Raw genomic sequence first — 13,991 nt, 5'->3', positions numbered from 1 at the left:
GTCAAAATTACAACAATTTTGCTCCTAATCCTATTTTGTCGTTAATATATTGTCCGTTTTGGCAATGCTCAACCAGTTCATTGTTAATAAATTGATTGATATTTTCGGCTTCACTTTCAGGATAAAGCATATGTACATTAGCACCAGCATCTAAAGTAAAACATACTTTAGAATTTGTTTTTTCACGATATGCCCAAATTTTATTAATGATTTGAAGTGTGTTTGGTTTCATTAAAATAAAATACGGCATGCTTGTCATCATCATTGCATGCAATGTTAATGCTTCGCTTTCTACAATTTTTATAAATGCATCTAAATCTCCCGACTTAAACACAGCTATTAAATCGTTTAAGTTTTTATGCGCTTGTTTAAAACGTTCGTCCGCAAATGGATGATTGTGCATTAAACCATGACCAACCGTACTGCTTACTTGTTTTTCGCCTTTATCTACCAATAAAATGGTGTCACGGTAGTTTTTAAAATTCTCGTGAACTTCAAACGGATATTTTACGCCGTATAAATCTGAACTTTCTGTAAATGCTTCATGTTTTCCCCAAGCAACCAAACTTCCTTCTATACTTCGGCATGCACTACCAGAACCTAAACGCGCTAAAAATGATGCTTTTTTATTGAAAAAAGACTTGTTTAAATTTTCATGGTTTTTGCTTAGCATTCTGTCGATACTTGTTAAACATAACGCTAAAGCACTCATGCCAGAGGCCGATGAAGCAATGCCCGAACTATGCGGGAATGTATTTTTTGTTTTTATTACAAAATGATAGTGTTTCAAAAATGGTAAATAAGCTTCAATACGCTTAAAAAACGTTTCAATTTTTGGCTTAAAATCATCCTTTTGTTCATCGTTTAAAAATACATCAAACGAAAAATCGATTTTGTTTTCTTTTTCAGAAAATTCTAAAGTTGTTATGGTTTTACAGTGACTTAACGTAAAACTTATTGATGGATTTGCTGGTATTTGATGTTCTTTTTTACCCCAATATTTTACCAACGCAATATTACTTGGCGATTCCCAAGTTACTACGCCTTCTTCTATGGTTTTTGGGTACGATTTTGTTATAAATTCCTCTACTATCATTCAATCAAAAAATTATGGATGTAACTGCCACGAAACGGACATGTTACTAGAAAATTGCTTGCAAAAATACACAATAGTTTTTTAACATGATAAGTCGATTAGCTTCAATGTTGTTTTGTAGTTTCTAGCGGTTGCGGTAACCTTCAATTTGCGTTCAAAAAAATTATTGCTACACTTGGCTTTGCCATAGCCTATGGCCGAGTAAAAATACACACAGCTGTTAGTTATTTTAAAGGTTTCGTTAGGGTAGTTTAATGCTGAAACCTCTTTTGTTAAATCGGAATTTGGAACTTCAAATAAAAATGTAAAATAGCTTTTTTCTTTTTCTTCCTGCGGAAATGGGCTGTCGTTAAAAATCGCTTTTAATTCATCTGGCGTTAGTACCAAAACAGGTATGTTAAATGAGAATTTATCTGAAATAGCCTTGTTAATTAATGCTTCTAATACTTTTTTATTTGTTTCTGAAGATTGAAAAATTATATTTCCGCTTTGTATGTACGTTTGAACATTTTGTAGATTCGAATTAGTTAGTGCTTGTCGTAAATCTGCCATTGGAATCTTGTTTTTTCCACTTACATTTATGCCTCGTAGTAGCGCTATAAAAGTTTTCATAAACCAATTGATTAAGGTTACAATATAAAACTTAAATAACTAAACTATCTTTAATTGAACAAAAAGTATGAGTACAAAAATATATAGTATTTTAGGTTGTGGTTGGTTGGGTTTTTCCTTGGCTAAACATTTTATAAAACAGCATATTATAATTAAAGGATCGACAAGGTCTTTAGAAAAGGTCAAGGTTTTTAAAGCTGAAGGTATTAAGCCGTATATTATAGATGTTGAAAAGGATTTGGATTACAATGATTTTTTAAAAACCGATGTTTTACTGGTGATGATTACGTCAAAAAGTTTTGAGACTTACCAAAACTTAATTTATAATATTGAACAATCTCAAGTTAAAAAAGTCATTTTTATAAGCTCTACATCGGTATATCCAAGGGGAAATAAAACTTATACTGAAACTATTGAAACTATAGATTCACCTCTCACAAACGTTGAAGCTTTGTTTAGAAATAATTCGAATTTTGAAACGACTATAATTAGGTTTGCAGGTTTGTTTGGAGGTGAACGTCAACCAGGAAATTGGTTTAAGGATAAAAAAATACCACAACCCAACGGTTTTGTAAATATGATTCATCGCGATGATTGTATTGGTATTATTTCTAAAATTATAGATTGTAACATTTTTGGAGAAACGTTTAATGCTTGTGCTAACCACCATCCTACACGGAAAGATTTTTATACCCAAGCAAGAAAACGTTTAGGAAAACCAGCTCCTGTTTTTGAAGATGCGCAACTATTGGAATACAAAAAAATTAGCCCTGAAAAGTTAATTAAAAGGCTTAATTATGAGTTTTTACATCCTGATTTGTTAGACGTTAAAGAGTCGTTTTAAGGTAATAATTGAGAATTTTTTAACGCTACAGTTTCCCTCCTAGTAAGGAGGGATTAAGGGAGGTGTTTATAGTCTTAATTAGAAGTAAAGAATATTACAGGACACACCCCTGATTCCCCTCTTATTAGAGGGGACACTCATGCTCTTGAAGGGGTATGTTTTAATGGCATTAGCTAAAAATTAAAGAAAACGTATTCAATTATTTACTAATATTTTTAGCTACAATAAAGCCACTAGTCCATGCATTTTGGAAATTAAAACCACCAGTAATAGCGTCGATGTTCAACACTTCACCTGCAAAAAAAAGGTTTTTATGTAGTTTACTTTCAAAGGTTTTAAAATTTACTTCTTTTAAATCCACACCGCCAGCAGTTACAAATTCATCTTTAAATGTACTCTTTCCGTTTACAGTAAAAATAGCTTGGGTTAATTGTTTTGCTAAGCCTTCAAGTTGGTTTTTATTAATATCTGCCCAAGTATGGTTGTCTTCAATTTTTGCTGCAGTAACCAATTTTTGCCACAACCGTTTTGGTATGTTAAATTGAGCAAACTTAAGCATAGTTTTTTTAGCTAATTCTTGCTTAAGCTGTTTTAATTCCTCTAAACATGCATTGAATTCTTGTTGAATAAAATTAATTTCAATATCGAAATGATAATTCATTTCGGCGAGTTCTACCGCACCAAAAGCCGATAGTTTTAAAATTGAAGGCGCACTAAAACCAACATGGGTAATTAACAACGGACCTTGCGATTCCAAATGAGTGTTAACCACTTTTACCGTAACATTTGGTACCACAACACCAGGTATATTTTTTATGCGTTTATCGGTAACATTAAACGTAAATAATGAAGGCACAGGCTTAACAATAGTATGATTTAAAGTTTTTAAAACGTCCCATATTTTTGCGCTACTACCTGTGGCAACTACAAGTTTTTCTGCATGAAAAGTCTCGGTTTTAGTTTGTAAAGCCCATAAATCTTCGTGTTTTTCAATGTTAGATACACCAGAGCTATAAATAATTTTAATCTTATATTTTTTAGCTTCATTTAAGAAACAATCAATTATAGTTTGCGACGAATTTGAAGCCGGAAACATGCGGCCATCATCTTCAATTTTCAACGCCACGCCACGTTCTTCAAACCACGCCATAGTGTCGCCCGTCATAAACTGATGAAATGGCCCAAGCAATTCCTTTTCTCCTCTTGGGTAATTGGTGACCAATTCTTGCGGAATAAATTCGGCATGCGTAACATTACAACGTCCGCCACCAGAAATTTTTACCTTTTGCAAGCCCATTTTGGCTTTTTCTAAAATAGCAACTTTATAATCAGGGTTTTGCTCTGCAATATTAATCGCCGTAAAAAAACCAGCTGCACCACCGCCAATTATAATAACGTTAAATGTATTCATAGAGTTAAAAAAACACTGTAAATTTAGCATTTAATACTTGTTTTATGCTCAAACACGCCTACTTATTTCTGTTTATTTTAATAGCGAATTGCCAAAACACAATAGTTGATTTACCTAAAGATTTAAGCGAAGTATCAGGCAATGAAATTACTGTTAAAAATGATGGAATATGGATGCTTAACGATAGCGGAAACAAAGCACATTTATTCTTGGTTAATTACAACGGAGCGGTTGAAAGAAAATTAAAAATAGATGCTAAAAACCACGATTGGGAAGACATCACATCAGATGAAAAGGGTAATATTTACATTGGTGATTTTGGAAATAACAACAATAAAAGAACAAACCTAAAAATATTAAAAGTAAACGCTTCCGATTTAACTTCAGATAAAAAAATAGAAGTTGAAACCATTTCGTTTTCGTATGAAAATCAGAAAAAATATCCGCCTAAAAAAGATAAATTGTATTTTGATTGTGAAGCGTTTTTTTACTTCAATAACTATTTTTATTTATTCACTAAAACCCGGGTGAAAAATGAATACGGCAAAACCAAATTATATAAATTACCTGCTAAAAAAGGTAAGCAGGAAGCTAAATTAATAGGAACTTATAATTTTGGTGAAAACAATAACGATTGGGTTACAGCCGCAGATATTCGTGACGATGGCAAAGAAATCGCCATTTTAACACAGCGCCAAATATATCTTTTTAGAGATTTTAAAAATGATGATTTTTTCAATGGAAATATGGAAAGTATACAGTTTAATAAAACGACACAAAAAGAGGGTATATGTTATAAAAAAAACAATACCCTTTATGTTACTGACGAAAAAAATGATGAATCAGAAGGAAACTTATATACATTTAAAACGCATTAAACTGCAATACCTGAATGCACATTTAAAACATTTAAAATGTCGGATTTTTGCAACACACCCGATTGTCGCCATTTAGGTTCACCATCAACAAATAAAATCATGGTTGGTACGCTACGTACTTGATATTTTACAGCAAGTTCGTTGTTTTTATCAATATCTATTTTTACAATTTTTGCGGCGTCACCAATTTCTGTTTTTACATCTTTTAATATTGGCATAAGCGCTTGACATGGCCCACACCAAGTGGCAAAAAAATCAACAAGCACAACTTTTTCAGACTGTATAATGTTATTAAAACTACTTTTCATAATATTTAATTTTCTTTTTTAGACGAAAAATATAGCTGATAATTACAATTGTAAAAAAGTGATTTATTTAAAAACCAAAGCCTAAAGCAAAGGCAAAACGTAAGCCATCATCGCTATTAAAAGCCGAAACATTTAGCGCAGTTAAATTGGATAAATTTGCAAATGCGCCGCCGCCTATTGAAGTGTTCCAAGTATCAGAATTATGCATGGTATTTGTTATAAAATTGTCATCAACCCAAACTTTACCAATATCAAAACCTCCAAAAACACCAATACTAATTGGCAATATACCTGTTCTAAATTTTTTGAAATTTAAGCGTAAATCCGAACTTTGAGAAAAAGCAGTCTTACCTGAAAAGCGCTCGTTTCTAAAACCGCGCAAACCTGTTTTAGCACCAATATTTGCAGCTTGATAAAACTCAAAATTGTCTCCTAAATTAAAATGAGCACGCGATTTGGTAGCAAAAACCAACTGGCCACTATGTACTAATTTATAATCGAAACTTAATTCCGGAATAATATAACCATAGCCTTTAGCTTCATTTAAATTATTACGATAGCCCGCATTAAAAGAAAATGCCATTCCCATGGTTGGGAAAGCGTCATCGTCGGTGTTTTTAAAATGATAGGTAACATCGGCACCTAAAAAGTTATGATTTACCTCTTCTTTATTATTGTTTAAATACAGGTTTATAAATCGGTTTGCAGTTTCTTCAACTTCAATATTTTGATAAGAAATTCCCACTTTAAAACTCGCGCCTAAGGCACCGCGCCAAATTAATGCTGGAGCAAATTCAAGCGTTTGTAACTTTACGCGATTATAGTTTAAATCGACATCTAAACCATCATTTTCATTAGCTTCAGGGTTTGGTGTGCTGTTACCAAAACCAAAAAAGTTAACAGCATAATTGGGGCTTGTAAATTTTGTGTTTATGGCAAAATTCCAATTTCCAATAGCATTGGCAAACTCGCCATGATAACCAAGCTCAAAACCACTAGTTGCAAAATAATAAGCTCCCGAAAAATTGTGCTGCGATGTAAATGGGTTACGAGCAAAACCATAAGTGGTAAACGTATCGGCAAACCCCATTTTTACACCATCGTCGGGGTTAAATCCAATGGAAGGTAAAATTTGATTCGTGTTGTTCTTAGGTTTTTTGTAATGATACACATTAGTTTCGTAATTATTACTCAATGTTTTACCGCCACGATTTGTTGTAAAAGTGTTTTCTTTGGATTTGTAATCGTAAAGTTTAACTTTTTTGCCGTTTTCAATCGTATAGGTATCATTGTTTTGGCCGCCAATTAATCGTGTTTTAATTAAATTGTTTCCGTCACCAAAAACAGTAAAAATGTCTTTATCGTCTAAACCGTAAATCCAAAGTTCTTTTGTTGTGTTGTGGCTAAACGTTTTTTCGAAAAATAAGGTCGCACGTTCGCCTTTTTTATTTCTATAAATTGAAACTTTTGTGTGGCCGTTAGGTAAGCGTTCTACATCAATAAAATCGTCTTTATCGGTGCCTTTAATCATTACTTTTTTGTTGAGTGCATTGTAATAAGCTTCGGCTATTTCGGGCAAGTTATTTAAACGCGCTTTTAAAACTCTTTTTATTTCTGAAACGGTTTCATCTTGAATTTCTTTTGGGAAATTTTCAAAAGCTTTATTCATTAACTCTTCGGTTAGCGTTTTTTGAATCAAGCTTACCTGTTCGTCCCATTCGGTCTTTGTGGTTTCACTAAGCAACATCATATCTAACGGAAACGGACTTAAATTGAAGCCTTTTACATTCCTAACCGTTTCGTTAAAACCTTCCATAAGTTTTAATGCTGGAATTGCGCGCGATCCAAACGCCATAAAAGCGCCATCCCCCATTATAGAAAAGGCTTGATCACGGTCGCGAGGTACGGGTTTATAAACCACTTTGTCTTTAGTTTTAAACTCTGCCCATCGCCATTGGTCGGTGTGTCTGTCCCAATCACCAATAGTCATATCAAATAATCGCGCCCGTAAAAAAGCGGTTTTGTCGACACTGTATTTTTCGTCTTTTCTTAGGTTTTTCCTCAGATCGTCGGTGCTTACAATATCTTCGGCGTAACCAAAACTTTTAATTTTATGGCCTTCGGAAGGATGTTCTTCAATCATGCACAATTCATCTCCAAATTCATTATTAAAATGACCTAAAGCAGATTGTTTGGGAACGTAATATAAAACGGGATTGGTGTGGTAAATTTCTAAAGGATCGGACAAGGTTCCCGTAACAAACGGCGCATAAGGATGCGAACCCGTAAAGAAATCTTGAACCAAATTTGCAGGTGCTGTATTATCGAACTGACCTTCAATATACTGATCTAAAAACACCACCGCTTGCAAATATAACGTTGCACTTTTTCGTAAAGCACGCATAACGTAACGTGTCCCATTTTTGTCTTTTAAATGAAGTGATTTCGATTGATGCCCGCCGCCTTTTCTAAAAGGTGTTAATCCGCCAAAAAGCGTATCTAATTTTACCGTTGGCGCTGTAATTTTTGTGCCGTAAACATCACGATAACGTTCTCCCCAAATACCTTTATAGAATTTAGATTTATGTGTTTCTTCTGATGTGTAAATTGAAGCTGAAACTTCGCTAGGAAAAGGTTTGTCGTTTTCAATGTTAGTATCAAAATGAGCGGCTTCGTGTATTGGCGTTTGAAATAATAGCTCGTTTTCTTCTGAAAAAAATCGAACGTATGAGGCGCCATTTTTTAAAATATCTAAGCGCGCGTAACCCGATTGGCTAGATGAAAACGCATCAGAAACATTTCGTGTTGGTGTAGATTTAGAGCCAGCACCGCTAATTATTTGAGGCAAATTATCTTTTACCAAATATTGCAAACTGTGCTCGTGACCAGAAACAAAAATTACCTTGTCGTTTTCTTGTGCCATTGTAACCACACGTTTTTTTAAAGTATTGTAGCGTTTGTTTTGCACATCGGCAGGAGAAACACCTGTGGTTTCACGTAAAATATTTTTTAAAGTTCCTAAAACAGGAATAGGTTTTAAATGATTAATCACCGAATACTCACCACCATGAGGGCCATTGGTAAACAACGGATGATGCATGGCAATAACCGTAGTTTTTCCGCGTGCTTTTTTTATTTCGGCTTCTAGCTCATCTAAAAACTCGGTTCTTGTTTTTATCTCGCAATCATCGTTTATAGTTGGGTGCTTATTCCAATTGGTAATGTACCATTCGGTGTCAAGAATAAGTAAAACAATATCTTCGGAAATGTTTATCTTTTCTAACGGACAACCATTTTCGGGCAAAAAGGTATTTTTACCTAAAATAGCTTCAATATATTTTTCTTGACGCTTTAGTCCTTTTAAACCATGGCTATACCAATCGTGATTTCCTGGAATAAAAATAGTTTTGCCTTTAAAATTTTTAACCGTTTCGGTTTGTACATTTAATTGATGTTCGGCAAAACCACGTCCTTCTTCGTCTTCTTTTGGCATCCCTTTAGGATAAATATTATCTCCTAAAAAAAGCGCCGTACTTTGTTTTGAAGCAGCTTTTAGTGTTTCTTGAAAAGCAGATAAGGCTTTGATTTTTGTGCCTATTGGTGAGTTACCTGCATCGCCAATTAAATAAAACGAATGTGCAATGTTGGCTTCGTTAATCGTTCCTGAAATAGGTTCGGTATTATATTGGGTTTTATAGGTGGCGCAAGCACTTAAAAGCGTAATAATTAAAAAAGTTGAAAACGTTTTTAAAGATATTTTCATTTGAACTATTTAAAAATGAAGGATTAAGACTTTAGTTTTGATGCATAAAGTTTCCTAAATTTAGCCAATTTTGGTGTAATTACAGCATTACAATAGCTTTGTGTGGTATTGTTGTTGTAATAATTTTGATGATAATCTTCGGCAGCATAAAAAATACTGGCCTCAGTTATTTCTGTAACAATAGGATCATCAAAATAAGATGCTAATTCTTTTAGTACCGTTTCGGCAATGTTTTTTTGATTGTCGTTATAATAAAATATAGCCGAACGATATTGCGTACCAACATCGGCACCTTGTCGGTTTAAGGTTGTAGGATCGTGCGTGGTCATAAAAATGGTTAAAATATCTTGATACGAAATAGCATTAGCATCAAACGTAATTTGAACCACTTCGGCATGTCCTGTTAAACCAGAGCAAACCTCTTTGTAAGTTGGGTGTCCAGGAGCATTGCCTCCAGTATAGCCCGATACTACTTTTTCTACACCTACAAGCTCTTGAAAAACGGCTTGTGTACACCAAAAACATCCGCCACCAAGAGTGGCAGTTTCTATATTTTTATTCATTTTTTTATTTGTTTTCTAATTGTAATGATTCCGAATTTACGCAGTAACGCAATCCGCTAGGTTCTGGCCCGTCGGGAAATACATGCCCTAAATGCGCATCGCAGGTGTTACACATAATTTCTACGCGAATCATACCGTGCGAATCGTCTTTGTCGTATTTAACGGCATTTTTAGTTATGGGTTGTGTAAAACTAGGCCAACCCGTGCCAGAATTAAATTTTATTGTGGAGTCGAAAAGCAAAGTGCCGCAACAAATACAACTGTAAATTCCAGCTTCGTGGCTGGTACACATAGCACCACTATGAGGCATTTCGGTGCCTTTTAGACGTGTAATTCTAAACTGTTCGGGAGTTAAAAGTTGTTGCCATTCGGTTTCGGTTTTTTCAACTTTATTATCAGGTTTTAAATTTCCGTTAACCGAAAAATTAATAATATCTTTCCAAGTTAGCATAAGGTTTTAGCTTAAAAATTTATATTAAACATAAGTCGTAAAATAATCCACAATCTTACATGCAAAATTACGGTTTAAAGTTTGAAAGTTTTTTTAAAATATACGACAAATAAATGCGTTTACAACACACACTTCTGTTTTAGTAAAGTTTATTACTTTTACATTAAATCATTTTATTTTTATGAGTAACCTTCTTGTTGATGTTGAACAGTTTGCCACTACGCTTTTAAGTGAAAAATTAAATGCATCGTTTATTTATCATAACCTAACCCACACAACGCGTGTTATTGAAAAGGCTAAAGTTTTAGCTGAAGCCTGCAAGTTAAACGACTTAGAAACCGAGGTTTTATTAATTAGTTGTTGGCTGCACGATACAGGTTATACTAAAGGTGTAAGTAAACATGAGGAGGCTAGTGTTAGTATTGCCAGAACATTTTTAGAATCAAAAAAATATGCACCGGAGCATATTGAAACTGTTTGTAAACTTATTATAGCAACCAAATTGGGGCATGAGCCACAGACAAGGTTGGAAAAAATTATTATTGATGCCGATTGCTCGCACGTTGGTAGTAATAATTATGTTGATATTTCTGAGTTATTACGTAAAGAGTGGGAACTTTTATGCGATAAAATTTATACTGAAAGTGAATGGGTTGATAACGGAATTGATTTTCTAACTAAGATGCATCAATTTAAAACGCCAGAAGCGACGGTACTTTGGGAAAAAGGAAAGGGCAAAAATTTAGCGAAATTGCTAAAAATGAAAAAGAAGCTGGCGTCGAGTTCCAAAAAAATCAAACAAAAAAAAGAAGAACTTAAGTTTAAAAAAAATAAAATAGAATTACCAGAACGCGGTATAGAAACTATGTTTAGGGTAACCTTCCGTAACCACATAACCTTGAGTAATATTGCTGATACTAAGGCAAACATTTTATTGTCGGTAAACGCCATTATTGTATCGCTGGTTTTGGCTAATTTAATTCCTAAGCTCGATAATCCATCAAATAAATATTTAATTATACCTACTTTAATTTTTGTTTTGGTAACAGTAGCATCCATAATTTTATCGGTTTTAGCAACGCGACCTAATGTAACCAGTGGCAAGTTTACCAAGCAAGATGTAGCCAATAAAAAAGTGAATCTGTTATTTTTTGGGAACTTTCATAAAATGAGTCTTGACGATTTTGAGTGGGCTATGGGCGAAATGATACAAGATCGCGATTATCTTTATTCATCAATGAAAAAGGATCTTTATTTTTTAGGTTTGGTTTTAGATAAAAAATATAAAATTCTGCGCCTAACTTATAGTGTTTTTATGATTGGCATTATTGTAAGTGTGATAGCCTTTACTATTGCGTTTCAAATGTCTGGTTTGGTTTAAGTTTCTTAATTATCTTATAAAAATTATATCAGGCTGGTTTACAAAAATTTTAGTGTTCTTTTTAGGTAAACCTAATCACTTTATATTCATAAATTAACATAATATATCTTATGCATTAGGCTTTAGTTTAATTTGTTTAGAATTATTCCAAATAATAATCTATATTTGTTATTAAGAATACTTCTAAATAGTAATGTTATGCCATATCAAAGCGCTACTTTAATACAAAATACAGAAAATCACGAGGTTTACGCCAATCAATTGAGTTGTCCTAATGGTGAAATGGGCATTCAATTAGGTTTAAAAATGAATACGTCTCATAAAAATATGATATATGAGAGTATTACAGCCTTAAAATTAAAGGATAAAAATAGGGTGTTAGAGTTAGGTCATGGCAATTGCAATCATTTAAACGATATACTGAAGCAGGCCAACGATTTAAGGTATTTTGGTATGGAAATATCGGAAACAATGCGAACAGAATCCGAAAAAAATAACAGTGCTTTTGTAAAAAAGAATATTGCTAATTTCCAATTATACAACGGTAAAAATATTCCTTACGTTGTTAATTTTTTCGACACTGTTTTAACGGTAAATACCATTTATTTCTATGAGGATGCTCTGGAGGTTTTTAATGAGATTTATCGTGTATTAAAACCTAAAGGAAAATTTGTTTTTGCTTTTGTTCAAGAGTCATTTATGTCACAAATCCCTTTTGTTACACAATCTGTTTTTAAGCTTTATAACAACAAAAACATTGAAGCTTTAATTAACAAAACCAAATTTAAAATTGTAAAAATAGATAATCAGCAAGAACCCATTATTTTAAAAGATAATACATTAAGCTTTAAGCCATATACCATAGTAACATTAAAAAAGTAATGGCCTTAATGCTAATATAAGTTTATGTATAACGAAAGCTGTGTGTTTGTATACGAGGATTTTCTGAAGGAAAATCAGAAGCTAGCAAACGAGCAACTCACTTTGGTTTAGCTAAAACTGGCCATTTTTTTATCTGGTGTTAGCTATAGTTTTTTATTTATTAAGAAAATCAAAGTCTATATAAATTTTGTCACTATCATTTTTATCAAAGTAAATTTTTGTTACTTTTTTAATAGCAAAATGAATTTTAATATTGTCTAGTCCTTTGTTGGTTTTAAATAAATAATTTAATTTTTGTCCGCCAAAAGGGAATTCAACTTTTACTTCATTCGGCTTTTTATTTTTATAAGAGTCTTTTTGATTTAATTGTCCAACTTTTGATTCATAAAAGCCAGGACTCTTTGAGTTGAAAGAGATTATTTCTACATCGTTGAGATTTAAGTCCGATTTTCTTGAATTATTAATGAATATATTAAAATTATTAGATTCTTTTTCCAAAAGGATCTTTTGTCTTTTTTGATATTTATATGAGGAGTAAAAAAAGTAAATTATATAAGGTAATAAAATTCCAAATCCGATAAAAGCCATTGGTAAATAAGAGTCAGATACTCTTTGGTATTTACCTCTATATCCTAATCCAACGGATAAAAGGACTATTCCCATGAAGAGCAGCCCTAACAAAAAATTACTAAGAATTTTTTTTAATATTGACCTTGTTTTATCCATTCACTATTCAAATTGCAGCTAACTATGTGATATAGTGAGTCGAAGATAAGCAAAAACTTTTAATGCTAAGCCTCTTGTAAGGCTTCATTAAATTCTTCTTTAATTTGAGCAATCCATTTTTTTAAGCGTTCGTCGGTTAGTTGCGATTCATTATCGTGGTCTAATGCTAAACCGTAAAACAGGTCTTCTTGAGATTCAATTAAAGCAACAGAATCGGTGTGTCGGTATTCGTTAGCAGGCCAATAGCCAACTACATTGCCACCGTTTTCAATAATAACTTTAGCTAAAATGCCAACACCATCAATAAAATATTCGGCATAGCCAATTTGGTCGCCTAAACCATAAATAGCTACAGTTTTACCTGTAAAATCTATCGTTTGGAAATCCTCAAAAAAATCTTCCCAATCGCTTTGTAAATCACCGTCATACCAGGTTGATAGTCCTAAAATTAATAAGTTGTACGGTTCGAAATCGTTTACAGAAGCATCACCAATTTCCATGATTTCGAGGTTGTCGTCTTCCCAATATGTTGCAAAATCTCTAGTAATATCGTCTGTTACGCCGGTATCCGAACCATAAAATAAACCTATTTTTTCCAATGTGTTTTAGTTTTAATTGAATCACAAAAATACATTATTTTAATTTATTCTAAATAAAAATTGTTTGTATATTTACAAAAAATAAACGTTATGCTCTTTTTAGATCCTATTTATAGCAATGTCATTGGTACGACTTATGTTTTAAAAGATAATCTTGAAAAAGGCCCATTTGACTCAGAAAAAATCCAAATGGTTTTAGGCGAAGTGGCTATAATTTTAAGTAGGGCAGAGTTAGAAAATTTGGTTGTTATTATAAATTCGGCAAAGGCTGGGTGTAATTGTAAAAACTGCCGTTGTAAAATTCTGAAGCAAATAAAAGGCAATACAAATTATGTGGAGTTTGTTTTTAAATCGACTGAAAATAATCTCTCTAATTTAGAAGATTTGGTTAAAGGCACTTTATTTGAGTTACAAATAGCATCCGTTTTAAGCTTCAATAATATAGAATAAATAACATCTTAATTTTCATATTTATTT

General features: G+C 32.8%; 14 protein-coding genes. 5 read left to right on the top strand and 9 right to left on the bottom strand.

Features of this window, described 5'->3' with window-relative positions:
- Nucleotides 1-7: 7 nt before the first annotated feature.
- Nucleotides 8-1,096, bottom strand: coding sequence for a diphosphomevalonate decarboxylase (locus tag PK35_RS14420; RefSeq protein ID WP_044627269.1), 1,089 nt, complete (start codon nt 1,094-1,096; stop codon nt 8-10).
- A gap of 81 nt (nt 1,097-1,177) precedes the next feature.
- Nucleotides 1,178-1,708, bottom strand: coding sequence for a DUF1697 domain-containing protein (locus PK35_RS14415; RefSeq protein ID WP_044627268.1), 531 nt, complete (start codon nt 1,706-1,708; stop codon nt 1,178-1,180).
- Between the two features lie 67 nt (nt 1,709-1,775).
- Between PK35_RS14415 and PK35_RS14410 the strand changes: the two genes are divergently transcribed.
- Nucleotides 1,776-2,552: an NAD(P)H-binding protein gene (locus PK35_RS14410; RefSeq protein WP_044627267.1), complete on the top strand. Its 777-nt coding sequence runs from the start codon at nt 1,776-1,778 to the stop codon at nt 2,550-2,552.
- 199 nt (nt 2,553-2,751) lie between these two features.
- Here PK35_RS14410 and PK35_RS14405 read toward each other — a convergent pair whose 3' ends face one another.
- A complete protein-coding gene (locus PK35_RS14405; protein ID WP_044627266.1) occupies nt 2,752-3,963 on the bottom strand; it encodes a BaiN/RdsA family NAD(P)/FAD-dependent oxidoreductase in 1,212 nt (403 codons plus the stop codon).
- Between the two features lie 44 nt (nt 3,964-4,007).
- On the opposite strand from PK35_RS14405, the gene PK35_RS14400 reads away from it, so the two are divergent.
- Nucleotides 4,008-4,841 carry a hypothetical protein gene (locus PK35_RS14400; RefSeq protein ID WP_044627265.1) on the top strand — a complete coding sequence of 278 codons (834 nt, stop codon included), beginning with the start codon at nt 4,008-4,010 and terminating at the stop codon, nt 4,839-4,841.
- On the opposite strand, the gene trxA is transcribed toward PK35_RS14400, so the two are convergent.
- The 4 genes from trxA to msrB form a co-directional block, all read right to left on the bottom strand.
- Nucleotides 4,838-5,149: a thioredoxin gene (gene trxA, locus PK35_RS14395; RefSeq protein WP_044627264.1), complete on the bottom strand. Its 312-nt coding sequence runs from the start codon at nt 5,147-5,149 to the stop codon at nt 4,838-4,840. The two genes, PK35_RS14400 and trxA, sit on opposite strands and share 4 nt — an antisense overlap.
- Before the next feature lie 67 nt (nt 5,150-5,216).
- Entirely contained in the window at nt 5,217-8,912 is a 3,696-nt protein-coding gene (locus tag PK35_RS14390; protein WP_044627263.1) for a metallophosphoesterase, read from the bottom strand.
- A gap of 23 nt (nt 8,913-8,935) precedes the next feature.
- Nucleotides 8,936-9,475: a peptide-methionine (S)-S-oxide reductase MsrA gene (gene msrA, locus PK35_RS14385; RefSeq protein ID WP_044627262.1), complete on the bottom strand. Its 540-nt coding sequence runs from the start codon at nt 9,473-9,475 to the stop codon at nt 8,936-8,938.
- 4 nt (nt 9,476-9,479) lie between these two features.
- Nucleotides 9,480-9,926: a peptide-methionine (R)-S-oxide reductase MsrB gene (msrB, locus tag PK35_RS14380; RefSeq protein ID WP_044627261.1), complete on the bottom strand. Its 447-nt coding sequence runs from the start codon at nt 9,924-9,926 to the stop codon at nt 9,480-9,482.
- Between the two features lie 181 nt (nt 9,927-10,107).
- On the opposite strand from msrB, the gene PK35_RS14375 reads away from it, so the two are divergent.
- Nucleotides 10,108-11,307, top strand: a complete 1,200-nt coding sequence (locus PK35_RS14375; RefSeq protein ID WP_044627260.1) for a Pycsar system effector family protein — start codon at nt 10,108-10,110, stop codon at nt 11,305-11,307.
- A 198-nt stretch (nt 11,308-11,505) separates the two neighbouring features.
- On the top strand, nt 11,506-12,189 hold the full coding sequence (locus PK35_RS14370) for a class I SAM-dependent methyltransferase (RefSeq protein ID WP_044627259.1): 684 nt from the start codon (nt 11,506-11,508) through the stop codon (nt 12,187-12,189).
- A gap of 153 nt (nt 12,190-12,342) precedes the next feature.
- Here the strand turns inward: PK35_RS14370 and PK35_RS14365 are convergent, their stop codons facing one another.
- Together PK35_RS14365 and PK35_RS14360 are read right to left on the bottom strand one after the other, a co-directional pair.
- A complete protein-coding gene (locus PK35_RS14365; protein ID WP_044627258.1) occupies nt 12,343-12,915 on the bottom strand; it encodes a hypothetical protein in 573 nt (190 codons plus the stop codon).
- A 65-nt stretch (nt 12,916-12,980) separates the two neighbouring features.
- Nucleotides 12,981-13,514: a flavodoxin gene (locus tag PK35_RS14360; RefSeq protein ID WP_044627257.1), complete on the bottom strand. Its 534-nt coding sequence runs from the start codon at nt 13,512-13,514 to the stop codon at nt 12,981-12,983.
- Between the two features lie 90 nt (nt 13,515-13,604).
- Between PK35_RS14360 and PK35_RS14355 the strand changes: the two genes are divergently transcribed.
- Nucleotides 13,605-13,964, top strand: coding sequence for a hypothetical protein (locus PK35_RS14355; protein WP_044627256.1), 360 nt, complete (start codon nt 13,605-13,607; stop codon nt 13,962-13,964).
- Nucleotides 13,965-13,991 lie beyond the last annotated feature (27 nt).

This window comes from Neotamlana nanhaiensis, from assembly GCF_000943555.1.
In the GTDB taxonomy this organism is placed as follows: Bacteria; Bacteroidota; Bacteroidia; order Flavobacteriales; family Flavobacteriaceae; genus Neotamlana; species Neotamlana nanhaiensis.
The sequence above is the reverse complement of the archived record's forward strand: the minus strand, read 5'-3'. Positions and strand labels throughout refer to the sequence as shown.

What these genes read in the sequence shown, in the direction of transcription:
- PK35_RS14365 (WP_044627258.1), bottom strand. Translation starts at nt 12,915, where the DNA reads ATGGATAAAACAAGGTCAATATTAAAAAAAATTCTTAGTAATTTTTTG.
- PK35_RS14390 (WP_044627263.1), bottom strand. Translation starts at nt 8,912, where the DNA reads ATGAAAATATCTTTAAAAACGTTTTCAACTTTTTTAATTATTACGCTT.
- PK35_RS14415 (WP_044627268.1), bottom strand. Translation starts at nt 1,708, where the DNA reads ATGAAAACTTTTATAGCGCTACTACGAGGCATAAATGTAAGTGGAAAA.
- PK35_RS14410 (WP_044627267.1), top strand. Translation starts at nt 1,776, where the DNA reads ATGAGTACAAAAATATATAGTATTTTAGGTTGTGGTTGGTTGGGTTTT.
- PK35_RS14400 (WP_044627265.1), top strand. Translation starts at nt 4,008, where the DNA reads ATGCTCAAACACGCCTACTTATTTCTGTTTATTTTAATAGCGAATTGC.
- PK35_RS14375 (WP_044627260.1), top strand. Translation starts at nt 10,108, where the DNA reads ATGAGTAACCTTCTTGTTGATGTTGAACAGTTTGCCACTACGCTTTTA.
- trxA (WP_044627264.1), bottom strand. Translation starts at nt 5,149, where the DNA reads ATGAAAAGTAGTTTTAATAACATTATACAGTCTGAAAAAGTTGTGCTT.
- PK35_RS14355 (WP_044627256.1), top strand. Translation starts at nt 13,605, where the DNA reads ATGCTCTTTTTAGATCCTATTTATAGCAATGTCATTGGTACGACTTAT.
- PK35_RS14420 (WP_044627269.1), bottom strand. Translation starts at nt 1,096, where the DNA reads ATGATAGTAGAGGAATTTATAACAAAATCGTACCCAAAAACCATAGAA.
- PK35_RS14405 (WP_044627266.1), bottom strand. Translation starts at nt 3,963, where the DNA reads ATGAATACATTTAACGTTATTATAATTGGCGGTGGTGCAGCTGGTTTT.
- msrB (WP_044627261.1), bottom strand. Translation starts at nt 9,926, where the DNA reads ATGCTAACTTGGAAAGATATTATTAATTTTTCGGTTAACGGAAATTTA.
- msrA (WP_044627262.1), bottom strand. Translation starts at nt 9,475, where the DNA reads ATGAATAAAAATATAGAAACTGCCACTCTTGGTGGCGGATGTTTTTGG.
- PK35_RS14370 (WP_044627259.1), top strand. Translation starts at nt 11,506, where the DNA reads ATGCCATATCAAAGCGCTACTTTAATACAAAATACAGAAAATCACGAG.